The following is a 22,035-nucleotide window of genomic DNA, read 5'->3' as shown; positions in this document are numbered from 1 at the left end:
GATCCTCCCACGACCGGGGGCACGATCCGGCCGCCGGTCCAGCAGACGGACGGGGCGGTCGCGGCGGGCGGGCCGGTCAGCGGGCCGCGAGCGCCGCTTCCCCGGCCTGCCGCATGGCGGCCAGCGGCGCCGGGGCCCGGCCGGTCATCTGCTCGACCTGGAGCAGGGCCTGGTGCACGAGGAGGTCGAGTCCGCCGACCACCGCCCCGCCCTGCGCCGACCAGGCGGCGGCGAGTGCGGTGGGCCACGGCTCGTACAGCACGTCGAAGAGGATGCCCGGGACCGTCGGCACAGAGCCGGCCAAGGCGTCGGTGGCGCCCGCCGGGGTGGTGGCGATGACGAGCGGCGCGGTCAGCGCCGCTGCCGCGTCCGCCCACTCCCCGATCGCGACGTCGACGCCGAGCCGCTCCCCCCAGGCCCGCATCTCCGCCGCCCGCTCCGGGCCCCGCACATAGGCGGTGACCGGGCCCGCACAGACCGCGGTGAGCGCGGCGAGCGCGGAGGAGGCGGTGGCTCCGGCGCCGAGGACCGCGGCGGAGTCGACCTTGTCGACGCCGCGCTCCCGCAGGGCGGCGACCATGCCGGGGATGTCGGTGTTGTCCCCGACCCGTCGGCCGTCCTCGGTGAGCACGACCGTGTTGACGGCCTCCACGGAGGCCGCCGTCGCGCTGATCTCGTCGAGCAGCGGGATGATCGCCCGCTTGAGCGGCATGGTCAGCGACAGCCCGGCCCAGGAGGCGTCCAGCCCCGCGACGAATCCGGGCAGCCCCGCCTCGTCGACCTCGAACCGGTCGTAGGACCAGTGCTCCAGGCCGAGCTCGGCGTAGGCGGCGCGGTGCAGGACCGGGGAGAGGGAGTGGTCGATGGGCGAGCCGAGGACGGCGGCTCGGCGGCGCATATCAGCCAAGACCCTGCTGCTCCTTGAACTTGTCGTTCAACTTCTCGTGCTCCTCGACAGTCTTCGTGAAGTCGGTCTTCTTGCCGTCGAGCGAGATGAAGAACATCCAGCCGTTCGTCGTCGGGTTGAGCGACGCCTTGATGGCGTCCATGCCCGGGTTGCTGATCGGCCCCGGCGGGAGACCCGCGTGGTAGTAGGTGTTGTACGGATCCGGGTTGGTCCGGATCTCCTTCGAGCTGATCTTGATCCTGCTCTGGTTGTTGAGGTAGTTGAAAGCAGAGTCGAATTCGAGCTTGCGGTTGGTGATGGTGTTGTCGGGTTCGAGCCGGTTGTAGACGACTTCGGCCATCTTGCGGAAGTCGTCGTGCGTAAGGCCCTCCGCCTGCACCAGGCTCGCCACCGTGAGCACCTGCCACGGCCCGTCCAGGTTGAACTTCTTGGCCGTGGCCGCGAAGTCGATGTCCGCGTACTCCTTGTTGGCCCGCGCGACCATCCGCTTCAACGCGTCTTCGGGCTTCGATCCCTTGGAGAGCGGGTAGGCCGCCGGGTAGAGGAAGCCCTCCAGCGGGTCCTTCACATCGGGGTTGTCGTCGGCCCAGTCGGGCAGGCCCAGAGACTCCGCCTTGGCCTTGGCGATCTTCGACGTGGTGCCCTTCTCCAGCTTCAGCCGGGCGTCGATCATCTCGTAGACCTTCGCGTTGCGGGTTCCCTCCGGGATCACGAACGCGTTCTGGCTCTTCGGGTCGAGCATGAGCGTGATCGCGCCGGCCGCCGACATCTCCTTCTTCAGGAGGTAGACCCCGGCCTGGAGCGACTTGCCCTTCGGGTTGTCGTTCTGCGCCGCGACGAACGCGTCGGAGGACTTGATGACGCCCTTCTTGCGCAGGATGTTGGCGATGTCGTACCCGAAGGCCCCTTCGGGGATCTCGACCTCGACCTGGCCGGTGCCCGGCCCCGCGTAGTCGGCCGGGGCGCCGAACTGTTTCTGCCAGAAGGTGTAGCCGACGTACCCGACGCCGCCGAGGCCGCCGATCAGGACGACGGAGACCACCAGGCAGGCCACGCCGCTGCGGCTCTTCTTCTTGCCCTTGCCGCCGCGGCGGTCGCTGCCCCCGCGGTCGCGGCGCGAGGCGCGCGCTCCGTCGTCGTCGGGTTCATCGTCGTCGTCCCGCGGCGCGCGGCCGGCCGGTTCGTCCGCACCGGTGAAGAAGGGGTGCGTCTCCTGCTGCGGCTCGTCCGCGTCCCAGTCCGCCGACTGCTGCTGTCGCTGTTCGGCTGGGGCGTCCCGGCGGCCGGGGGGCTGCGGCGGGGGGTACGCCTCGGGCGTGCCGTAGTAGTCCTGCGGGGCGTCGTAGCCGCCGGGCTGCTGGGCGTACGGGTCCTGGGGCTCGACCCCGTACGGCACGGCGGCCGGCTGCCCGGCGTCCCAGCCGCCGTTGTACTGCGGCTGGGCACCGGGCTGCTGGGCATACGGGTCGTGCTGGGGCGTTCCGTACTGCTGGTGGTGGGGCGGCTGCTGCTCGTACTGCTGATACTGCTGGTCGTACGGCTGCTGTGCGTACTGCTGGTGCTGCTGGGGCGCGTGCTGCGGGTCCTGGTACTGCTGGGCGTACGGGTCCTGCGGGTAGGGCTGCTGCTGGTCGCCGTACTGGCCCTGGCCGTGGGCGGCCTGCCGGCCCCCCCATCCCTGGTCCCCGTACAAGGGGTCTTCGGGATGCCACGGTTCGGAGCCGGGGCCCCGGCCATACTCAGTCATCGATCCCCTAGAGCCGCGAGACGCCGTTCCGTCTCTTCGCTTCGCTGAGCAGTGATGTGTTCGACCACCGCCGCATCGCGCGGAACGTTACCGTATCGCGATCAGACAACCACTTCGACGCCCTCGCCGGGGGGGTTGCCTGACGCCCGTTCGGACTCCAGAGCGTTCTGGAGGATGACCACAGCGGCAGCCTGGTCGATGACAGATCGGCCTTTCCTGGACTTCACGCCCGAGGCGCGCATCCCCTGGGCGGCCGTCACTGTGGTCATCCTCTCGTCCACCAACCGCACCGGAACGGGCGCGATCGAGCGGGCGAACTCCTGGGCGAAGGCCCGGACCTTGGCGGCGGCGGGGCCCTCGCCCCCGCCGAGCGAACGCGGCAGGCCGAGGACGACCTCGATCGGCTCGTACTCCTCGACGAGTGCGCGGAGCCGCCGGTGGGCGGCCGGGACGTCGCGTCCCGGCACGGTCTCCACCGGCGTGGCCAGGATCCCGTCGGGGTCGCACGAGGCGACCCCGATCCGGGCGTCCCCGACGTCGACGGCGAGCCGCCGGCCTCGGCGCATCCGCGTCATCCCGCTCGTCACGCCGTCTCGGTGACGAGGCGTTCGACCGCGGCGACGGCGTCCCCGATGGCGGCCGGGTTCGTACCGCCCCCCTGGGCCACGTCCGGCTTGCCGCCGCCGCCTCCGCCGAGGGTCTTGGCGGCGGCACGCACGAGGTCACCGGCCTTGAGGCCGCGCCCGCGGGCGGCCTCGTTGGTGGCGATGACGGTGAGCGGGCGCCCGTTGGCGGTGGTGAACAGGGCCACGACGGCCGGGCGGTCGCCCTGGATGCGGCCGCGGACGTCCAGAACCAGCTTGCGCAGGTCGTCGGCGGAGGTGCCGTCGGGGACCTGGCCGGTGACCAGGGCGACGCCGCGGACGTCCTTGGCGGACTCGACCAGGCCGGCGGCGGCCGCGAGGACCTTCTCCGCGCGGAACTTCTCGATCTCCTTCTCGGCGTCCTTCAGCTTGCCGAGCATGCCCGCGATCTTCTCGGGAAGCTCCTCGGGGCGGCCCTTGACCAGCTCCTGGAGCTGGGCGACGACCGTGTGCTCCTTGGCGAGGAAGTTGTACGCGTCCACGCCGACCAGGGCCTCGATACGCCGCACGCCGGAGCCGATGGAGGACTCTCCCAGCAGCTTCACCAGACCCAGCTGGGCGGTGTTGTGGACGTGGGTGCCGCCGCACAGCTCCTTGGAGAAGTCGCCGATGGTGACGACGCGGACCCGCTCGCCGTACTTCTCGCCGAACTCCGCGATGGCGCCCTGCTTCTTGGCCTCGTCGATCGACATGACCTCGGCCTGGACGTCGAGCTCCCGCGAGAGGACCTCGTTGATCCGCTGCTCCACGTCGGTGAGGACCGTGCCGGGGACGGCGGCGGGCGAGCCGAAGTCGAAGCGGAAGCGGCCCGGCGAGTTCTCCGAGCCGGCCTGGGCGGCCGTCGGGCCGAGGGCGTCGCGCAGCGCCTGGTGCGTGAGGTGCGTGGCGCTGTGGGCGCGGGCGATGGCGCGGCGGCGGGTGGCGTCGATCGAGGCGAAGACGGGGGCACCGACCGTCACCTCCCCGACCTGGACGACGCCCTTGTGGACATGGACGCCCGGGACCGGCTTCTGGACGTCGCGGACCTCGATCACGGCGCCGGTGTCGAGCCGGATGCGGCCGGTGTCGGCGAGCTGGCCGCCACCCTCCGCGTAGAAGGGGGTGCGGTCGAGGACGACCTCGACCTCGTCGCCCTCCAGGGCGGCGGGCGAGGGCACGCCGTCGACCAGCAGGCCGACGATGGTGGACTCGCCGGCCACGCTGGTGTAGCCGGTGAACTCGGTGGCGCCGGAGGTGTCGGCGACCTCGCGGTAGGCGGACAGGTCGGCGTGGCCCGTCTTCTTGGCGCGGGCGTCGGCCTTGGCCTTGTCGCGCTGTTCCTGCATGAGGCGGCGGAAGCCGTCCTCGTCCACGGAGAGCCCCTGTTCGGCGGCCATCTCCAGGGTCAGGTCGATCGGGAAGCCCCACGTGTCGTGGAGCAGGAACGCCTTGTCCCCGGCGAGGACCCTGCCCCCGGCGGCCTTGGTCTCGGTGACCGCGGTCTCCAGGATGTTGGTGCCGCCCTTGAGGGCCTTGAGGAAGGCGGCCTCCTCGGCCAGCGCGACCGTCTCGATGCGCTTGCGGTCGGTGATCAGCTCCGGGTACTGGAGGCCCATGGTGTCGATCACGACGTCGACCAGCTCCTTGACGACCGTGCCGGTGGCGCCCAGGAGGCGCATGTTGCGGATGGCGCGGCGCATGATGCGGCGCAGCACGTAGCCGCGGCCCTCGTTGCCGGGGGTGACGCCGTCGCCGATGAGCATCACCGAGGTACGGATGTGGTCGGCGACGACGCGGAGCGAGACGTCCGTGGACTGCTCGGCGCCGTAGCGGACGCCGGTCAGCTCGGTGGCCTTGTCCATGACGACGCGCAGGGTGTCGGTCTCGTACATGTTCTGCACGCCCTGCAGGATCATCGCGAGGCGTTCCAGGCCGAGACCGGTGTCGATGTTCTTGGACGGCAGCTCCCCGAGGATCGGGAAGTCCTCCTTGCCGTCGCCGGCGCCGCGCTCGTACTGCATGAAGACCAGGTTCCAGATCTCCACGTAGCGCTCGTCGTTGACGGCCGGGCCGCCCTCGACGCCGAACTCGGGGCCGCGGTCGTAGTTGATCTCGGAGCAGGGTCCGCAGGGGCCGGGGACGCCCATGGACCAGAAGTTGTCCTTCTTGCCCAGGCGCTGGATGCGCTCCGCGGGCACGCCGATCTTGTCGCGCCAGATGGACTCGGCCTCGTCGTCGTCGAGGTAGACGGTGATCCAGAGCTTCTCGGGGTCGAGGCCGTAGCCGCCGTCCTCGACGGAGGAGGTCAGGGCCTCCCAGGCGAGCTTGATGGCCCCTTCCTTGAAGTAGTCCCCGAAGGAGAAGTTGCCGCACATCTGGAAGAAGGTGCCGTGGCGGGTGGTCTTGCCGACCTCTTCGATGTCCGGCGTGCGCACGCACTTCTGCACGCTGGTGACGCGCGGGGCGGGCGGCTTGACCTCGCCGAGGAAGTACGGCTTGAAGGGGACCATGCCGGCGGGGACCAGCAGCAGAGTCGGGTCGTCCGCGATGAGCGACGCCGAAGGCACGGCGGTGTGACCGCGCTCCTCGAAGAAGCTCAGCCAGCGGCGGCGAATTTCAGCCGACTCCATCAGTGGTCCTCATTCCGGTTGTTCGAGTTGGAGGGGAGGGTGCGGGACGGGGCGTCCGCGGGCGGACCGGCCGCCTCGACGGCCCAGTGCCGCCGTACGGGAAGGTCCTGGTCGACCGGGGCCTGGAGGCCCAGCGCGCCGCCCAGTTCGGCTTCGCGCCGGACCATGCCCTCCCGTACGTCGAGGGCGAAGTCCTTGAGGCGGTGACCGGTCTCGATCGCCTTGTCCGCGGCCTGGGCCGCGAGGCTCTCCGGGGTCAGCTGCTTGAGCTTGCGGTTGACCTTGGCGGTGGCCCATACGCCGGCGGCCGCGCCGGCGGTGAACCAGAAAGTGCGGCGGAACATCGCTCGATCAGTCCTTCTGTCCGCGGGCGTTTCGGCGTTCGCGCCTGCGTCCGCGTGCCGAGGGTACGGTCCGGCCGACGATCACCGTACGGCGGCCGGAGCCGCGGCCCCGCGCCGGTTCCGGTTCGGGGGCGGCGCGGCGGCCGAGCGCCTGCCGTACGCCGTAGCCGAAGGCGGCGACCTTGACGAGGGGGCCGCCGAAGGTGGAGGCGACGGTGGTGGAGAGCGCGGAGGCGTTGGAGGTGACCTCCTGGACGTCGCTCGCGATGGCGTCGACCTTGTCCAGCTGGGTCTGGGCGGAGCGCACCGTCGCCGAGGCGTCCGCGAGCAGCGGAACGGCCTGATCGGTCACGTCCGCCACGAGCTTGGTGGTCGCCTTCAGCGTCTGGGCGAGCCTCACCAGCACCACGGCGAGGAACGAGACCAGGATCGCCCAGAAGACGGCCACGATGATCCCGGCCACCTCTCCACCGGACACAGTGCACCGCTCCCTGCTCGTCGATCGACCCCTTCGGGGGCTTGTCCGCGTCGGTGCGGCCGGCTGCTGCCGGCCGCGCCCGATCGTCGTCCTTCGAGCCTATCGCGCCGTGCATCCCCTCCCCTACCGCATTCCCCGCGGGCCGGGCGGTAGTTGTCCGACGAGATTGTACGGAGAGCTTTCAAGCCAGTACGCTCCGTGTCTCATGCGACGCCTGCAGGACCCTTCCCCGAATCCCGGCGATCCGGCCGCCCGCCCCTCCGCGTCACCCCGCGGCCTCCCGGCCGAGCTGAACTCCTTCGTGGGCCGGGAGGGCGAACTGGCCGAAGTGGGCGCGCTGCTGGCGGCACAGGCCCGGGTGGTCACCGTCGTCGGGGTGGCGGGCGTGGGCAAGACCCGGTGTGTCATCCGGGTCGCGGCGCTCCAGGAGAAACGGTACTGCGACGGGGTCCTGCTGGCCGAGCTGCCCGCCGTACGCGATCCCGGTCTGCTGGAGCACGCCCTGATCGACGCTCTGGGGCTGACCGACCACACCAACCGGCCGCCGCGCACCGTCCTCGTCGAACATCTCCGCGAGCGCCGGACCCTGCTGGTGATCGACGGTTTCGAGCACCTCGTGGACGCGTGCGCCGGTCTCGTCACCGAGCTGCTGCGCCGCGCTCCGGGCCTCCAAGTGCTCGCGGCCGGGCGCTGCCCGCTGCGGATGGACGGGGAGCGGACGTTCCCCCTCGCGCCGATGTGCGACGGGGAGGCGGTGGAGCTGTTCACCGAACGGGCGCGCGGCGTCCGGCCGGGCTGGGAGCCGACGGAGGGCGAACGCGGAGCGGTGCTGGAGCTCTGCCGCCGTCTCGACGGGATTCCGCTGGCGCTGGAGCTGGCGGCCGGGCGGCTGCGCGCCCTGTCGGTGGAGCAGGTGCTCCTGCGGCTGGACGACCGGTTCCGGCTGCTGACCGGAGGCCGCCGGGGCGCCCCGCCGCGCCATCAGACGCTGCGTACGGCGATCGGCTGGAGCCATGAGCTGTGCACGCCCGAGCAGCGGCTGCTGTGGGCGCGGCTCTCCGTCTTCGCCGGGCAGTTCGACCTGGAGGCCGCCGAGTACATCTGCGGCGGGCCGGATCTGCCTGCCGAATCGGTGCTCGACGTGCTGGACGAGCTGTTGGCCCAGTCGGTGGTGGAGCGCGAGGAGGGTCCGGCCGGGGCCCGCTACCGGCTGCTGGACACGGTGAGCGAGTACGGGGCGCAGTGGCTGACGGCGGCCGGCGACGCCCAGCGGCTGCGACGACGGCACCGGGACTGGTTCCTGGGGCTCGCGACCTGGTGCGAGCTGGACTGGTTCAGCCCCCGGCAGGCGGAGGTGGCGGCGCGGATCGACGGCGAGCTGCCCAACCTGCGCCGGGCGATGGAATGTTCGATGGAGGACCCCGAGGAGGTGCATCTGGCGCAGTACCTGGCCGGCACCCTGTGGTTCTACTGGGTCGGCTGCGGGCGGCTCTCCGAGGGGCGGTACTGGCTGGAGCACGTGCTGGAGGAGCCGTCCCCGCACGACGCGGCACGGCTGAAGGCGCTGTGGGTACTGGGCTACGTGGCGGTGCTCCAGGGCGACGCGGTCGCGGCGGTCGCGGCGCTGCGGGAGTGCCGGGAGGAGGCCGAGCGTTCCGGGAACGCGAGGGCCCTGGCGTACGCGGTGCACCGCATGGGCTGCCTGGCGATCGTGACGGACGACATGCCGCGCGCCGAGGAGCTGCTGCGCGAGGCGCTGGGCCGCTACCGCGAGGTCGGCGAGTTGAACAGCAATGTGCTGATGGCGCAGGTCGAGCTGGCCATGGCGGTGGCGTTCCTCGGCGATCCGGACGCGGCGGCGGCGATCTGCGACGAGGTCCGGGAGGTCTGCGAGGACCACGGGGAGCGGTGGGCGCTGGCGTACGCGCTGTACGTCCTGGCGTACGCGGCGGTGCGCCGGGGGCGGCCGGGGGCGGCGCGGCGGATGCTCGGGGAGTGCCTGACGATCGGTCGGACGTTCAACGACCTGCTGGGCACGGTGCTGTCGCTGGAACTGCTGGCCCTGGTGACGGCGGTGGAGGGGGACGCCGGGGAGGCCGCCGTGCTCCAGGGGGCGGCGGAGGCCATCTGGCCGTCGGTGGGGCTGCCGTTGTTCGGCTCGGTTTTCTACGGGCGGCCGCGGGCGGAGTGCGAGGAGCGGGCGCGCCGGGAGCTGGGGAACGCGGCGTACGAGGAGGGGCTGCGGGCGGGCCGGCGACTGGACCCGGCGGCCGCGGTGGACCGGGCCCTGGCGGGAGGCGGCCCCGACGCGGGGCGGGCCGCGCCGGATGCGGCCGGTCCGCCCGCCCCGGGCGGGCCGGGCGCGGGCGGAACCGGGGGAACGCGAAGGCCCGCCGCCTCCCCGATGACGGGGAGGGGCGGGCCGGAGCGCTGGTGAGAGCGGCTACGCCTGGATCAGCGGGCGTAGTACTCGACGACGAGCTGCTCGTCGCAGATCACCGGGATCTCCTTGCGGTTCGGGTCCCGGTCCAGGCGGAAGGCCAGGGCCTTCAGGTTCACCTGGAGGTAGCGCGGGGTCTCGCCGTCGGTGTCGTAACCGCCCTCGCGGGCCACCTGGAAGGGGACCTTGGAGCGGCTGCGCTCGCGGACCTGGACGATGTCGTCCGGGCGCACGCGGAAGGAGGGCTTGTCGACCTTGCCGCCGTTGACCTCGATGTGGCCGTGGACGACCATCTGACGGGCCTGGTAGATGGTGCGGGCGATGCCCGAACGCAGGACCAGGGCGTCGAGACGGCGCTCGAGCTCGACGACCAGCGCCTCGCCCGTCTTGCCCTCGGCCTTCTTGGCGCGGTCGTAGGCACGCGCCATCTGGCGCTCGCTGATGTCGTACTGCGCACGCAGGCGCTGCTTCTCCAGCAGACGGACCTTGTAGTCCGAGTTCTGCTTGCGGCCACGGCCGTGCTCGCCCGGCGGGTACGGACGCGCTTCGAAGTACTTGACAGCCTTGGGCGTCAGGGCGATGCCGAGGGCACGCGACTTCTTGACCTTGGGACGCGACTGGTTAGGCACGTTCTCCAGACCTCCGTTGTAGGTTAGGTTAGGCTTACCTTACTCAAGGAGATCGCATGTCTCGCCCTGGGAACACCACTCACGTCACGGACAGCACAGACAGCGGCAGCACCTCGAAGGAGGATGCTGCTACGACGGAAGGCCGATCAGATCGTGGTCAGCCGCGTCCCAGCGGGCCAGAAAACACTCGGATGCCGTCAGCAGCCGAGCGCACACGAACTCTCGTACAGAGTACCTGCTCCGCGCTGCTCGTCGTACCGGGGCTGGATCCGGCCCGTGCGGAACCGCTGCTCCCGGAGAGCAGGCACGTAGGACCCGAGGGCGACGTGTTCCTCGAATTCCCGGCGAATTCCCCGGCCGTGCGGGCGGCGACGCATGCGCAGGACGACGACGTGGCCGCCGTGCTGGAGATCACGGACGTCGCCCCGGTCTCCGTACCGCACCGCATCCGGGGACGCGCCTGGGTCTCCGGCTGGCTCACCTGCGTCCCCGGCATCGCCGGGCCCGGCCGGATGGTGCTGCGCCTGGAGTTCGGCGAGGCGTACGTGGACGACCTCTGGGGCGCCGAGGGCATCGAGGCGGAGGACTTCCGGGACGCGGTCCCCGATCCGCTGGCCGCCCACGAGGCGGAGCTGCTCCAGCACCTGGCCTCCTCCCACGACGAGCAGATGGGCGCCCTGCGCGGGCTGCTGGGCGAGCGCGACACCGGCGCCTGCGGCGGCCACCCGCCCCGGGCCGTGCCGGTCGCCCTGGACCGCTTCGGGCTGCGGGTCCGGTTCGTCGAGGGCCGGGACTCCTGCTTCGACGCCCGCTTCGAGTTCCCCGAGCCGGTGCGCGACGTCACGGAGCTGCGCCGCGCCCTGCACACCCTCTTCGAGGCGGCGGCGCTCTGAGCCGGTCCTCCCCCGGCCGCCGGGCGGGCGGGGGCGTCACGAGGGGTGAGCCGGTCGCCCTACGCCGGGCCCGACCCGTCGCCGACGCGGCCGAGGCGTTCGCGGACCCGCTCGACCACGTCCGCGTACCGCGCCTCCGCGCCGTAGCGGGTGGGGGTGTAGTACTGCCGGTCGCGGACCGCGTCCGGCGCGTACTGCTGGGCGGCGATACCGCCCTGCACGTCGTGCGGGTAGACGTACCCCTGGGCGTGGCCGAGCTTGGCCGCGCCCTTGTAGTGACCGTCGCGCAGGTGGGCCGGGACGGGCCCCGCCAGCCCCCTGCGCACATCGTCCTGCGCCGCCGAGATCGCCAGCGTCGCCGCGTTGGACTTGGGGGCGAGCGCCAGGGCGATGGTGGCGTGGCTGAGGGTGAGCGCCGCCTCGGGGAAACCGATCATGGCCACCGCCTGGGCGGCGGCCACCGCGGTCGGCAGCGCGGTGGGGTCGGCCAGGCCGATGTCCTCGCTGGCCGAGATCATCAGCCGCCGGGCGATGAACCGCGGGTCCTCCCCCGCCTCGATCATCCGGGCCAGGTAGTGCAGGGCCGCGTCCACGTCGGAGCCGCGGATCGACTTGATGAGCGCGCTGGCCACGTCGTAGTGCTGGTCGCCGTCGCGGTCGTACTTCACGGCCGCGCGGTCGACGGTCGCCTCGACCGTCTCCAGGGTGATCTCCGCCTCCCCCGTGGCGATGGCCGCGCCCGCCGCGGCCTCCAGCGCCGTCAGGGCGCGGCGGGCGTCGCCGCCCGCGATGCGCAGCAGATGCGCCTCGGCCTCCTCCGGCAGGGCGACCGCACCGCCGAGGCCCCGCTCCTCCGTGAGCGCCCGGCGCAGCAGGGAGCGCAGGTCGTCGTCGGTCAGCGGCTCCAGGGTGAGCAGCAGGGAGCGCGAGAGCAGCGGGGAGATGATCGAGAAGTACGGATTCTCCGTGGTGGCGGCGATGAGGGTGACCCAGCGGTTCTCCACGGCGGGGAGCAGGGAGTCCTGCTGGGCCTTGGAGAAGCGGTGGATCTCGTCCAGGAAGAGGACGGTCTCCTTGCCGAAGCCGCCGGTGGCGCGGCGCGCGCCCTCGATGACGGCCCGGACCTCCTTGACGCCCGCGGTGATCGCGGAGAGCTCGACGAACCGCTTGTTGGTGGCCTTGCTGACCACGTACGCCAAAGTCGTCTTGCCGGTGCCGGGCGGGCCCCAGAGGATGACGGAGGACGCCCCGGCGGGGCCGCCGACGCCCTCGCCGACGAGACGGCGCAGGGGCGAGCCCGGCTTCAGCAGATGCTGCTGGCCGACCACCTCGTCGAGGACGCGCGGACGCATCCGGACGGCGAGAGGACTGCTGGACGGGTCCTTCTCCTGGCGGTCTTCGGCTGCTGCGGTAAAGAGGTCGGGCTCCACGTCATGAAGCGTAAGCGACCCCGCCGACAGAACCACCTACGGATTTTCGTAGGCGGTTAGCCCCACATCCCGTCCTCAGCTGGTCCAGAAGTCCCACCAGCGGGTCAGGATCAGCATGCCGATGATCCCGATCCACAGCACCGGAAGCACCCACGGGAACTCGGTGAGCCCGTTCCGCAGCCAGGCCGGGGCCGGCAGGACGCGGTTCCTGACGTTGTGGGTGGTGACGTAGCAGAACATGACGATGGTGGCGACCCAGGCCAGGCAGCACCACAGGCAGAGCGAGTTGATGTTGTACAGCGACTGGTACTGGAGCCAGGTGCAGAAGCCGACGCCGAACAGCGTCCCGGCGTTCAGTCCGAGCCAGAACCAGCTGCGGAAGCGCGCTCCGGCGAGCAGCCCCATCCCGATCGCGACGACCATGCCGTACGTGACCAGGCCCAGCATCGGGTTGGGGAACCCGAACACCGACGCCTGCTCGCTCTTCATGATGTTGCCGCAGGCGACCACGGGGTTGAGGCTGCATCCCGGGGTGAAGGAGGGGTCCTCCAGCAGCTTGAACTTGTCGATCGTGATGACCCAGGCGGCCAGCACTCCGGCCGCACCGGTGATCACCAGGAGCAGGGCGAGACCGCGGCCGGCCCCGAAGGCGCGCTTGCCGCCGTCCTCGTCCTGGTCGGAGGAGAGGGGGTGGTCTACCGCTGCAGTCGTCATATCGCCGTTCCATCACCGAGTGGTCAGCCGGGCAAGGTCATTGTGCCGCACCCCCGCCCGGCACAACCGTTCGGTGAACATAAAGATGTACGCCGATGAACGCCCGCAACGGCCGGCCACCGGCGGTGCGGGGCCCCGACGACGGACGATGCGCGGCTCCCCCTCACCGGACGCACGCCACCGGCCCCGTGCGCGTCCCCCGAGGAACCACCCCGTCAAGGATGAACGGGCGCTCACCGGGTTGACGGCAGGCAGGAAGGCGCTGCCGCCGGGACCCGATGGTCCCGGCGGCAGCGCCCCGTGCACGGCCCGGTCGGCCGAACCGCTCGGCCCCGGGGGGGCCGAACCGCTCCGCAGGCCGGGCGGCCCGGTCCTCAGCCGAGCCGCTTCGTCAGCTCCGCCACGGCCTCGGCCAGCGGCACCGCGCTCTGCTCGCCGGACTCCATGTCCTTGAGCTGGACGATTCCCTCGGCGAGATCGCGCTCGCCCGCCACCAGGGTGTAACGCGCGCCCGACCGGTTGGCGCTCTTCATCGCGCCCTTCAGCCCCCGGCCGCCGAACGCGAAGTCCGCGGCGATCCCCGCCCGGCGCAGCTCGGTGACCACGCCGAAGAGCGCCCGGCGGGCCTCCTCGCCGAGCGGGACCGCGTACACGCTGGTGGGGGCGGGCAGGTCGAGCTCGACGCCCTCCGCCTCCAGCGCGAGGACCGTGCGGTCCACGCCGAGCGCCCAGCCCACGGACGGCAGCGCGGGGCCGCCGATCATCTCGGAGAGGCCGTCGTAGCGGCCGCCGCCGCCCACCGCCGACTGCGAGCCGAGACCGTCGTGGACGAACTCGAAGGTGGTGCGGGTGTAGTAGTCGAGGCCGCGGACCAGCTTCTCGTCGTCCTCGAACGCGACCCCGGCCGACGTGAGCAGGGCACGGACCTCTTCGTGGTACGCCTTGCACGCGTCGCACAGGTGGTCGCGGAGCTTGGGGGCGTCGGTGAGCTGCTTCTGCACGTCGGCCCGCTTGTCGTCCAGGACGCGCAGCGGGTTGATCTCGATGCGGCGGCGGGTCTCCTCGTCGAGGTCGAGGTCGCGCAGGAAGGTCTGGAGCGCCTCGCGGTAGACGGGGCGGCACTCCTTGTCGCCCAGCGAGTTCAGCAGGATGCGGAACCGGCGCAGGCCCAGAGAGCGGTACGCCTGGTCGGCGAGGATGATCAGCTCGGCGTCCAGGACCGGGTCCTCGGTGCCGATGGCCTCCGCGCCGACCTGCGAGAAGTGGCGGTAGCGGCCCGCCTGCGGACGCTCGTAGCGGTAGTACGAGCCGGAGTACCAGAGCTTGACCGGGAGGTTTCCGGCCTTGTGGAGGTTGGACTCCAGGGCGGCGCGCAGGACGGACGCGGTGCCCTCCGGTCGCAGCGCCAGCTGGTCGCCGCCCTTGGTGGTGAGGGTGTACATCTCCTTGGTGACGATGTCGGTGGACTCGCCGACCCCGCGCGCGAAGAGCTCGACGTTCTCGAAGCCGGGCGTCTCGATGTACCCGTAGCCGGAGTCGCGCAGGGGCGCGGAGATGGCCTCGCGCACCGCCAGGAACGTCGCGGAACGGGGCGGGGTCAGGTCGTACGTGCCCTTGGGGGCCTGAAAGGTGCTCACGTGGTTACGTCTCTCGTCTACAGTCCTCGGCGCGGCGAAGCGTCCAAGCCGTTCAGGAACGGGTTGGCGACGCGCTCGCGGCCGATGGTCGTCTGGGGGCCGTGGCCGGACAGCACCACGGTCGAGTCGTCGAGCGGCAGGCACACACGGGCCAGCGACTCGAGCAGCTCGGCGTGGTCGCCGCCGGGCAGGTCGGTGCGTCCGACGGAGCCGGCGAAGAGCAGGTCGCCCGAGAAGAGGACCGGCGGAACGTCCGCGGCCTCGGGCATCCCGAACGTCACCGACCCCTTGGTATGGCCGGGCGCGTGCGAGACGCCGAACTCCAGACCGGCCAGGGTCAGCTTCGCGCCGTCGGCCAGCTCCTTGACGTCGTCCGGCTCCCCCACGGTCAGCTCGCCCATGAGCGGCATCCCGATGGAGCGGCCGAGCGCCTTCTCCGGGTCGCTCATCATGTAGCGGTCCTCGGGGTGGATCCAGGCGGGGACGTCATGGGCGCCGCAGACGGGGACCACCGAGGCGACGTGGTCGATGTGGCCGTGGGTGAGCACGACGGCGACGGGCTTGAGCCGATGTTTCCTCAGCGCTTCCTCGACGCCCTGGGCGGCCTGGTGGCCCGGGTCGATGATCACGCACTCCTCACCGGCGGCGGGGGCGACCAGGTAGCAGTTGGTCCCCCAGGCCCCGGCGGGGAACCCGGCAATGAGCACGATCGTCCTTAATGTTCGGCGGAGGATGCGGCCGCGGCGGAGGATGCGGCGGATCAGAGCCTACCGGCGCTCCTCATCACACAGGTAACCCATATACGGTACGGGCAGCTCACGCCCTCATTCCCACGACGTAACAAGGAGCCCAACCGGTGTCCAGCAGCGAACAGCGGCGGCGGCAGCTCGCCCGGGAGAAGTTCGAGCGCCAGCAGAAGCGCAGGGAGGAGGCCCGCCGCCGGACGAAGCGCATCACCGCGATCGTCGCCGCCTCCGTGGCCGTGATCGCCGTCGTGGGTGTGAGCGCGTTCGTCGTGGCGGGCAAGGACGACGACAAGGACGCGAAGAGCGACACGGCGTCGAGTCAGAGCCCGGCTCCGGAGCCCTCGGAGAGCGAGAGCAAGGCTCCGCTGCCGCCGATGAAGATCGACAAGAAGGCTTCGTACACGATGTCGCTCACGACGAGCCAGGGCGACATCGGGTTCTCGATGGAGGCGGCGAAGACCCCGCAGACGGTGAACTCCTTCAAGGCGCTCGCCGACAAGGGCTACTTCGACGGCACCAAGTGCCACCGCCTGACCACCCAGGGCATCTTCGTGCTCCAGTGCGGCGACCCCAAGGGCGACGGCACCGGCGGACCGGGCTACACCATCCCGGACGAGAACCTGGACGCGCTCGGCAAGGCCGGCGGCGACGGCTCCGTCGTCTACCCGCCCGGCACGGTGGCGATGGCCAACACCGGCCAGCCGGACTCCGGCGGCAGCCAGTTCTTCCTGGTCTACAAGGAGACGAAGCTCCCGCCCACGTACACCCCGTTCGGCACGATGGACGACGCCTCCCTCAAGGCCGTCCAGAAGGTCGGCGAGGCCGGTGTCGAGGGCGGGGCCGGCGACGGCGCCCCGAAGAAGGCCGTGACGGTGGAGAAGGCGACCGTCGAGAAGAGCTGAGCCGTGCGGGACGGCGACCGGCGGGAGGGCTCCGGCAGGACGGGGCCCTCCCGGGCCGGGGCGGATAATTTCAGCCGCGCTGAGTGCGGACAGCCGGGCGGCCGGTCGCCTAGATTGACGTTGTGCAGGGCGGGCGGTGCCCGCCCCAGGAAACTGTGGACGATGCCCGGGGGGCGAACCCCCTCGCAGGCATCAGGTGGAGGAGGCGCTGTGAGCAGCGACCCGTGGGGCCGCGTCGACGAGACGGGCACCGTGTACGTGCGTACAGCCGAGGGCGAGCAGGTCGTCGGATCGTGGCAGGCCGGTTCCCCCGAGGAGGCTCTGGCCTATTTCGAGCGCAAGTACGACGGCATTGTGGTCGAGATCGGCCTCCTCGAACGGCGGGTGAAGACCACCGACCTGTCGGCGAAGGACGCGACGGCTGCCATCGACCATCTGCGCCAGCAGGTCGACGAGCACCACGCGGTGGGCGACCTGGACGCGCTCCGCACCCGGCTGGACGCGCTCGTCGCGACGGTCGAGGCGCGGCGCGAGGAGCGCAAGGCCCTCAAGGCCAAGCAGACCGACGAGGCCAAGCAGGCCAAGGAGGCGCTGGTCGCCGAGGCCGAGGAGCTGGCGAAGAGCGAGCAGTGGCGGTCGGCCGGTGAGCGGCTGCGGGCGCTGGTGGACAGCTGGAAGGGTCTCCCCCGCCTCGACCGCAAGTCGGACGACGAGCTGTGGCACCGCTTCTCGCACGCCCGCTCGGCGTTCTCCAAGCGGCGCAAGGCCCACTTCGCCGCACTGGACGCCCAGCGCGAGGAGGCCCGCAAGGCCAAGGAGAAGCTGGTCGCCGAGGCCGAGGCGCTCTCCGGTTCGACGGACTGGGCGGGCACGGCGGCGCGCTACCGCGACCTGATGACCGAGTGGAAGGCGGCGGGCCGCGCCCAGCGCGAGGCCGAGGACGACCTGTGGAACCGCTTCCGCGGCGCCCAGGACGTCTTCTTCGCCGCCCGCAGCGGGGTCTTCGCGGAGCGGGACGCCGAACAGGGCGAGAACCTCAAGCTGAAGGAGGAGCTCGCCGACGAGGCCGAGAAGCTGGTGCCGGTGAAGGACCTGAAGGCGGCCCGCGCCGCGTTCCGGTCCATCAACGAGCGCTGGGAGGCCATCGGCCACGTCCCGCGTGACGCCCGCCCCAAGGTCGAGGGCCGGATGCAGGCGGTGGAGCGGGCGCTCCTGGAGTCCGAGGAGGCCGAGTGGCGCCGGACCAACCCGGAGGCGCGGGCCCGCGCCGAGGGACTGACCGGTCAGCTGCAGGCCGCCGTGGACAAGCTGCGCGGCCAGATCGACACCGCGCGCGCCCGGGGCGACAACGCCCGCGCGGACAAGCTGGCCAAGGAGCTGGAGGGGCGTCAGGCGCTGCTGGACCAGGCGCTGAAGGGCCTGGAGGAGTTCGGCGGCTGAGGAAAGAAGCCCGCTGACGCGGAGGCCCCGGTACGCGATGCGTACCGGGGCCTCCGCGTCGTGCGTGTCAGGGCCGGCGGGCCGAGGTGACCCGGTAGACGTCGTAGACGCCCTCGACGCCGCGCACGGCCTTCAGGACGTGGCCCAGGTGCTTGGGGTCGCCCATCTCGAAGGTGAAGCGCGAGGTGGCCACCCGGTCGCGGGAGGTCTGGACGGCCGCCGACAGGATGTTGACGTGCTGGTCGGAGAGGATCCGGGTGACGTCGGAGAGCAGCCGGGAGCGGTCCAGCGCCTCGACCTGGATGGCGACCAGGAAGACCGAGGACTGGGTGGGGGCCCACTCGACGTCGAGGATGCGCTCGGGCTGCTGCGACAGCGACTCCACGTTGACGCAGTCGGCGCGGTGCACGGAGACGCCGCTGCCCCGGGTGACGAAGCCGATGATCGGGTCGCCGGGCACGGGCGTGCAGCAGCGGGCGAGTTTGACCCAGACGTCCTCGACGCCCTTGACGACGACGCCGGGGTCGGCGTTGGCGCGGCGCTTGCCGCGACCGCCGTGGGAGGGCGGGGTGGACTCGGCGATGTCCTCGTTGGCCTCGTCGTGGCCGCCGAGCGCCTGGACCAGCTTCTGGACGACGCCGGCCGCCGCGACATGGCCCTCGCCGATCGCCGCGTACAGCGAGGAGATGTCGGGGTAGCGCATCTCGTGGGCGAGGGTGACCAGGGAGTCGCCGGTCAGGATGCGCTGGATCGGCAGGTTCTGCTTGCGCATGGCGCGCGCGATGGCGTCCTTGCCCTGCTCGATGGCCTCGTCGCGGCGCTCCTTGGAGAACCAGGCGCGGATCTTGTTGCGGGCGCGCGGCGACTTGACGAAGCCGAGCCAGTCCCGGGAGGGCCCGGCGCCGGCGGCCTTGGAGGTGAAGACCTCGACCAGGTCGCCGTTGTCGAGCGTCGATTCGAGCGGGACGAGCCGCCCGTTGACGCGTGCTCCTATGGTCCGGTGGCCGACCTCGGTGTGGACCGCGTACGCGAAGTCGACCGGGGTCGCGCCGGCGGGCAGCGCTATCACGTCGCCCTTCGGCGTGAAGACGAAGACCTCGTTGCGCGAGAGGTCGAAGCGCAGGGACTCCAGGAACTCGCTGGGGTCCTCGGTCTCCTTCTGCCAGTCCAGGAGCTGGCGCAGCCACGCCATGTCGTTGACGGTGTCCTGGCCGCGCCCGGTGTTCCTGGGGACGTCGGTGCGCACCTTGGAGGCGCCGGCGACGGCCTCCTGCTTGTACTTCCAGTGGGCGGCGATGCCGTACTCGGCGCGGCGGTGCATGTCGAAGGTGCGGATCTGCAGTTCGACGGGTTTGCCGCTGGGACCGATCACCGTGGTGTGCAGTGACTGGTACATGTTGAACTTGGGCATCGCGATGTAGTCCTTGAACCGCCCCGGGACCGGGTTCCACCGGGCGTGGACGGTGCCGAGCGCCGCGTAGCAGTCGCGGACGGTGTCGACGAGGACGCGGATGCCCACCAGGTCGTAGATCTCGGCGAAGTCGCGGCCCCGCACGATCATCTTCTGGTAGACGCTGTAGTAGTGCTTGGGGCGGCCGGTGACGGTGGCCTTGATGCGAGCGGCGCGCAGGTCGGCCTGGACCTCGTCGGTCACTATGGCGAGGTATTCGTCGCGCTTGGGGGCCCGCTCGGCGACGAGGCGGACGATCTCGTCGTACATCTTGGGGTAGAGGATCGCGAAGGCGAGGTCCTCCAGCTCCCACTTGATGGTGTTCATGCCCAGCCGGTGCGCCAGCGGGGCGTAGATCTCCAGCGTCTCGCGGGCCTTCTTCTCCTGCTTCTCCCGCTTGAGGTAGCGCATGGTGCGCATGTTGTGCAGCCGGTCGGCGAGTTTGATGACCAGGACCCGGGGGTCCTTGGCCATGGCGACCACCATCTTGCGTACGGTCTCGGCCTGGGCGGCCTCGCCGAACTTGACCTTGTCCAGCTTGGTGACGCCGTCGACGAGGAGGGCGACCTGGTCGCCGAAGTCGCGCTTGAGCGTGTCGAGGCCGTACTCGGTGTCCTCGACGGTGTCGTGCAGCAGGCCCGCCATCAGCGTCGCCGGGTCCATCCCCAGCTCGGCGAGGATCGTGGTCACGGCCAGCGGGTGGGTGATGTAGGGGTCGCCGCTCTTGCGCTTCTGGCCCCGGTGCCACCGCTCGGCGACCTGGTAGGCCTTCTCGATCTGGCGGAGCGTGGCCGTCTCGATCTTGGGGTCGTTGCCCCGGACGGTCCGCAGGAGGGGCTCCAGGACCGGGTTGTACGGGCTGGAGCGCTGTACGCCCAGTCGGGCGAGGCGGGCCCGTACGCGGTTGGAGGAGCCGCCGGAGCGGGAGCCGGCGGAGGCTCCGGACTTCGCGGGGGGTCCGGGGGGCGGGGGCTTGGGCGCGGCGGGGGCGGGCTTCCTGGCCGGCGGCTGCACCGGGCCCGTCGTCCCGGCCGGGTTCGGCGGGGCTTCGGGGGCGGCGGGCTTCGCCGGCTGCAGCGTCCCCGGGGGGCGCGCGGCGTCGGCGGGCGCGGGCTCCGGCGCGTTCGAGGGCGCGGCCTTGTCCGGCGTGGCGGGAGCCGCCACGGGCTTCTCGGGCTGCGGGGCGGCGGCTGACTGGGCCTCGTCTGGCAAGAGCGCTCCTCGTGCGGATCCGGGGTACCCGGAGAGCCCATGGTATCGATCCCCCGGCGGGACCTCGCCCGGGGACGGCGGGAGACCGGACAACGAGGAACGGGCACCCGGTGTTCCCGGGCGCCCGTTCCGGCGTGGCCGGTCTCCGTCGCCGGAGTCCGGCCACGGATCAGACGGTGATCAGGGCCTCCAGCGGGGCGCCGTCCAGGCCCGGCTCCAGCCGTGCCCGCCCGGCGAGGAAGCCGAGCTCCATGAGGACCGCGACGCCCGCGACCCGGGCGCCGGCCCGCCGGATGAGCTCCAGCGACGCCTCGGCGGTGCCGCCGGTGGCCAGGACGTCGTCGATGACCATGACCCGGTCCGCCGGGTCGAGGTCCTCGGCGTGGATCTCGATCTCGGCGCTGCCGTACTCCAGCTCGTAGGACTGGCTCAGCGTGGCTCCGGGGAGCTTCCCGGCCTTGCGGACCGGGATGAAGCCGAGGCCCGCCCGGACCGCGACGGGCGCGGCCAGGATGAAACCGCGCGCCTCCAGCCCGACGACCTTGGTGGCGCCGTGGCGTACGCACAGCTCCGCGAGGGCGTCGGTGAGCGCCGTGAAGGCGACCGGGTCCGCGAGCAGCGGGGTGATGTCCTTGAACATCACGCCCGGCTTCGGGTAGTCCGCGACATCGCGGATCCGGCTGAGCAGCAGCTCGCGGAGGGGTTCGGTGGTGCTCGTCATCGCTCAGTGCTTCCCGGGGGTGCGGCCGTGGGACCGGGGGCGGCCGATCGCCGCTGCGCCCGCCGTCTCGGCGGCGTCGCGCGGGTCCTCGGTCCCGTCGTCCGGGGACTCGCCCCTGGCGGCCGCGGCGGCCCGCTTGGCCAGCACCCGCTTCTTCAGCGCCTTCATCTGCGGGTCGCGTTCCTTGAGGTCGGCGACGAGCGGCGTGGCGATGAAGATCGAGGAGTAGGCGCCGGCGGCGAGGCCGACGAAGAGCGAGAGCGAGATGTCGTTCAGCATGCCCGCGCCGAAGACGCCGCCGCCGATGAACAGCAGACCGGCCACCGGCAGCAGCGCCACCACGGTGGTGTTGATGGAGCGGACGAGGGTGCTGTTGATCGACCGGTTGGCGATCTCGCTGTACGTGAAGCGGGTCTGCTTGGTGATGTCCTTCTGGCCCTCCTTGAGGCTGTCGAAGACCACCACCGTGTCGTACAGGGAGTAACCGAGGATGGTCAGCAGACCGATCACCGTGCCCGGCGTGACCTCGAAGCCGACGAGGGCGTAGACGCCGACCGTGATGGTGATGTCGTGGATCAGCGCGATCAGGGCGGCGACGGCCATCCGCCACTCGAAGGCGATGGCCAGGTAGATCACCACCAGGACCATGAAGACCCCGAGACCGGTCCACGCCTTGTTCGCGATCTGCTCGCCCCAGCTGGGGCCGACCAGGTCCGCGTTGATGTCGTTGGCCGGGATGCCGAGTTCGTCGGAGAGGGTCTCCTTGATCTCGTTGGCCTTGGCGGTGTCGACCTCGGTGATCTGGATGCGCAGACCGCCGTTGCCGAGTTCCTGGACGATCGCCATGTGGCCGGACGCCTCGGTCGCCACGTCGGTGGCCTGGGCGGTGGAGATCCGGGCCTTGGTGTCGGTCGTGAAGACCGCGCCGCCCTTGAACTCGATGCCCATCCGCAGCCCGCCGACCGCCACGCCGATGATGGCCGTGATGGTGATCAGGATCGAGATGCCGTACCAGATCTTGCGGTTGCGGATGAAGTCGTAGCCGACCTCGCCGCGGTAGAGCCGGGCGCCGAGATTGCCGAGTCGCGACAT

At 71.5% G+C, this 22,035-nt stretch carries 18 protein-coding genes; 4 read left to right on the top strand and 14 right to left on the bottom strand.

Features of this window, described 5'->3' with window-relative positions:
* Positions 1-76 precede the first annotated feature (76 nt).
* The 6 genes from ACH4K1_RS14930 to ACH4K1_RS14905 form a co-directional block, all read right to left on the bottom strand.
* A complete protein-coding gene (locus ACH4K1_RS14930) occupies positions 77-907 on the bottom strand; it encodes a shikimate dehydrogenase (RefSeq protein WP_398089586.1) in 831 nt (276 codons plus the stop codon).
* Positions 900-2,654, bottom strand: a complete 1,755-nt coding sequence (gene mltG, locus ACH4K1_RS14925) for an endolytic transglycosylase MltG (protein ID WP_398089584.1) — start codon at positions 2,652-2,654, stop codon at positions 900-902. Before mltG ends, ACH4K1_RS14930 begins: the two co-directional genes overlap by 8 nt.
* 101 nt (positions 2,655-2,755) lie before the next feature.
* On the bottom strand, positions 2,756-3,229 hold the full coding sequence (gene ruvX / locus ACH4K1_RS14920; RefSeq protein ID WP_199876455.1) for a Holliday junction resolvase RuvX: 474 nt from the start codon (positions 3,227-3,229) through the stop codon (positions 2,756-2,758).
* Positions 3,230-3,237: 8 nt separating this feature from the next.
* Positions 3,238-5,907: an alanine--tRNA ligase gene (gene alaS / locus ACH4K1_RS14915; RefSeq protein ID WP_398089582.1), complete on the bottom strand. Its 2,670-nt coding sequence runs from the start codon at positions 5,905-5,907 to the stop codon at positions 3,238-3,240.
* Positions 5,907-6,251 carry a DUF6167 family protein gene (locus ACH4K1_RS14910; protein ID WP_398089580.1) on the bottom strand — a complete coding sequence of 115 codons (345 nt, stop codon included), beginning with the start codon at positions 6,249-6,251 and terminating at the stop codon, positions 5,907-5,909. Before ACH4K1_RS14910 ends, alaS begins: the two co-directional genes overlap by 1 nt.
* Before the next feature lie 7 nt (positions 6,252-6,258).
* Positions 6,259-6,714: a DUF948 domain-containing protein gene (locus ACH4K1_RS14905; protein WP_398089719.1), complete on the bottom strand. Its 456-nt coding sequence runs from the start codon at positions 6,712-6,714 to the stop codon at positions 6,259-6,261.
* Between the two features lie 220 nt (positions 6,715-6,934).
* Here ACH4K1_RS14905 and ACH4K1_RS14900 point away from each other — a divergent pair, with 220 nt between their 5' ends.
* Positions 6,935-9,166, top strand: coding sequence for an ATP-binding protein (locus ACH4K1_RS14900; RefSeq protein ID WP_398089578.1), 2,232 nt, complete (start codon positions 6,935-6,937; stop codon positions 9,164-9,166).
* A gap of 17 nt (positions 9,167-9,183) precedes the next feature.
* Here the strand turns inward: ACH4K1_RS14900 and rpsD are convergent, their stop codons facing one another.
* On the bottom strand, positions 9,184-9,798 hold the full coding sequence (rpsD, locus tag ACH4K1_RS14895; RefSeq protein ID WP_003970343.1) for a 30S ribosomal protein S4: 615 nt from the start codon (positions 9,796-9,798) through the stop codon (positions 9,184-9,186).
* A 191-nt stretch (positions 9,799-9,989) separates the two neighbouring features.
* Here rpsD and ACH4K1_RS14890 point away from each other — a divergent pair, with 191 nt between their 5' ends.
* Positions 9,990-10,691, top strand: a complete 702-nt coding sequence (locus ACH4K1_RS14890) for a DUF2470 domain-containing protein (RefSeq protein ID WP_398089576.1) — start codon at positions 9,990-9,992, stop codon at positions 10,689-10,691.
* A gap of 59 nt (positions 10,692-10,750) precedes the next feature.
* Here the strand turns inward: ACH4K1_RS14890 and ACH4K1_RS14885 are convergent, their stop codons facing one another.
* From ACH4K1_RS14885 to ACH4K1_RS14870, 4 genes are all read right to left on the bottom strand, one after another.
* Positions 10,751-12,121, bottom strand: a complete 1,371-nt coding sequence (locus ACH4K1_RS14885) for a replication-associated recombination protein A (RefSeq protein WP_398089575.1) — start codon at positions 12,119-12,121, stop codon at positions 10,751-10,753.
* Positions 12,122-12,196: 75 nt separating this feature from the next.
* The gene (locus tag ACH4K1_RS14880) at positions 12,197-12,835 is read right to left on the bottom strand and encodes a vitamin K epoxide reductase family protein (RefSeq protein ID WP_398089574.1); all 639 of its coding nucleotides are present in this window, start codon (positions 12,833-12,835) and stop codon (positions 12,197-12,199) included.
* A gap of 374 nt (positions 12,836-13,209) precedes the next feature.
* Entirely contained in the window at positions 13,210-14,472 is a 1,263-nt protein-coding gene (hisS, locus tag ACH4K1_RS14875) for a histidine--tRNA ligase (RefSeq protein ID WP_228992573.1), read from the bottom strand.
* A gap of 17 nt (positions 14,473-14,489) precedes the next feature.
* On the bottom strand, positions 14,490-15,179 hold the full coding sequence (locus tag ACH4K1_RS14870) for an MBL fold metallo-hydrolase (protein ID WP_398089572.1): 690 nt from the start codon (positions 15,177-15,179) through the stop codon (positions 14,490-14,492).
* Between the two features lie 149 nt (positions 15,180-15,328).
* Between ACH4K1_RS14870 and ACH4K1_RS14865 the strand changes: the two genes are divergently transcribed.
* Together ACH4K1_RS14865 and ACH4K1_RS14860 are read left to right on the top strand one after the other, a co-directional pair.
* Complete coding sequence (locus tag ACH4K1_RS14865) at positions 15,329-16,120, top strand: peptidylprolyl isomerase (RefSeq protein ID WP_398089571.1); 792 nt, start codon at positions 15,329-15,331, stop codon at positions 16,118-16,120.
* A gap of 210 nt (positions 16,121-16,330) precedes the next feature.
* Positions 16,331-17,560, top strand: coding sequence for a DUF349 domain-containing protein (locus tag ACH4K1_RS14860; RefSeq protein ID WP_398089570.1), 1,230 nt, complete (start codon positions 16,331-16,333; stop codon positions 17,558-17,560).
* 67 nt (positions 17,561-17,627) lie between these two features.
* Here ACH4K1_RS14860 and ACH4K1_RS14855 read toward each other — a convergent pair whose 3' ends face one another.
* The 3 genes from ACH4K1_RS14855 to secF all read right to left on the bottom strand — a co-directional run bounded on the left by ACH4K1_RS14855 (position 17,628) and on the right by secF (position 22,035).
* The gene (locus ACH4K1_RS14855) at positions 17,628-20,174 is read right to left on the bottom strand and encodes a RelA/SpoT family protein (protein WP_398089717.1); all 2,547 of its coding nucleotides are present in this window, start codon (positions 20,172-20,174) and stop codon (positions 17,628-17,630) included.
* A gap of 217 nt (positions 20,175-20,391) precedes the next feature.
* On the bottom strand, positions 20,392-20,943 hold the full coding sequence (locus ACH4K1_RS14850) for an adenine phosphoribosyltransferase (protein WP_398089569.1): 552 nt from the start codon (positions 20,941-20,943) through the stop codon (positions 20,392-20,394).
* Between the two features lie 3 nt (positions 20,944-20,946).
* Positions 20,947-22,035 (bottom strand): protein translocase subunit SecF, encoded by a 1,089-nt coding sequence (gene secF, locus ACH4K1_RS14845; protein WP_228992564.1) that lies wholly within the window; start codon positions 22,033-22,035, stop codon positions 20,947-20,949.

It is taken from the genome of Streptomyces sp. NPDC017448 (assembly GCF_044330565.1).
Lineage (GTDB): Bacteria > Actinomycetota > Actinomycetes > Streptomycetales > Streptomycetaceae > Streptomyces.
Note: the sequence above shows the minus strand (reverse complement) of the source record. Positions and strands in the feature narration are given on the sequence as shown.

Bases quoted from the DNA above. Each gene is read 5' to 3' on its own strand.
- mltG (WP_398089584.1), bottom strand. From the start codon at position 2,654: ATGACTGAGTATGGCCGGGGCCCCGGCTCCGAACCGTGGCATCCCGAA.
- ruvX (WP_199876455.1), bottom strand. From the start codon at position 3,229: ATGACGCGGATGCGCCGAGGCCGGCGGCTCGCCGTCGACGTCGGGGAC.
- alaS (WP_398089582.1), bottom strand. From the start codon at position 5,907: ATGGAGTCGGCTGAAATTCGCCGCCGCTGGCTGAGCTTCTTCGAGGAG.
- ACH4K1_RS14910 (WP_398089580.1), bottom strand. From the start codon at position 6,251: ATGTTCCGCCGCACTTTCTGGTTCACCGCCGGCGCGGCCGCCGGCGTA.
- ACH4K1_RS14900 (WP_398089578.1), top strand. From the start codon at position 6,935: ATGCGACGCCTGCAGGACCCTTCCCCGAATCCCGGCGATCCGGCCGCC.
- ACH4K1_RS14890 (WP_398089576.1), top strand. From the start codon at position 9,990: ATGCCGTCAGCAGCCGAGCGCACACGAACTCTCGTACAGAGTACCTGC.
- ACH4K1_RS14880 (WP_398089574.1), bottom strand. From the start codon at position 12,835: ATGACGACTGCAGCGGTAGACCACCCCCTCTCCTCCGACCAGGACGAG.
- ACH4K1_RS14850 (WP_398089569.1), bottom strand. From the start codon at position 20,943: ATGACGAGCACCACCGAACCCCTCCGCGAGCTGCTGCTCAGCCGGATC.
- secF (WP_228992564.1), bottom strand. From the start codon at position 22,035: ATGTCGCGACTCGGCAATCTCGGCGCCCGGCTCTACCGCGGCGAGGTC.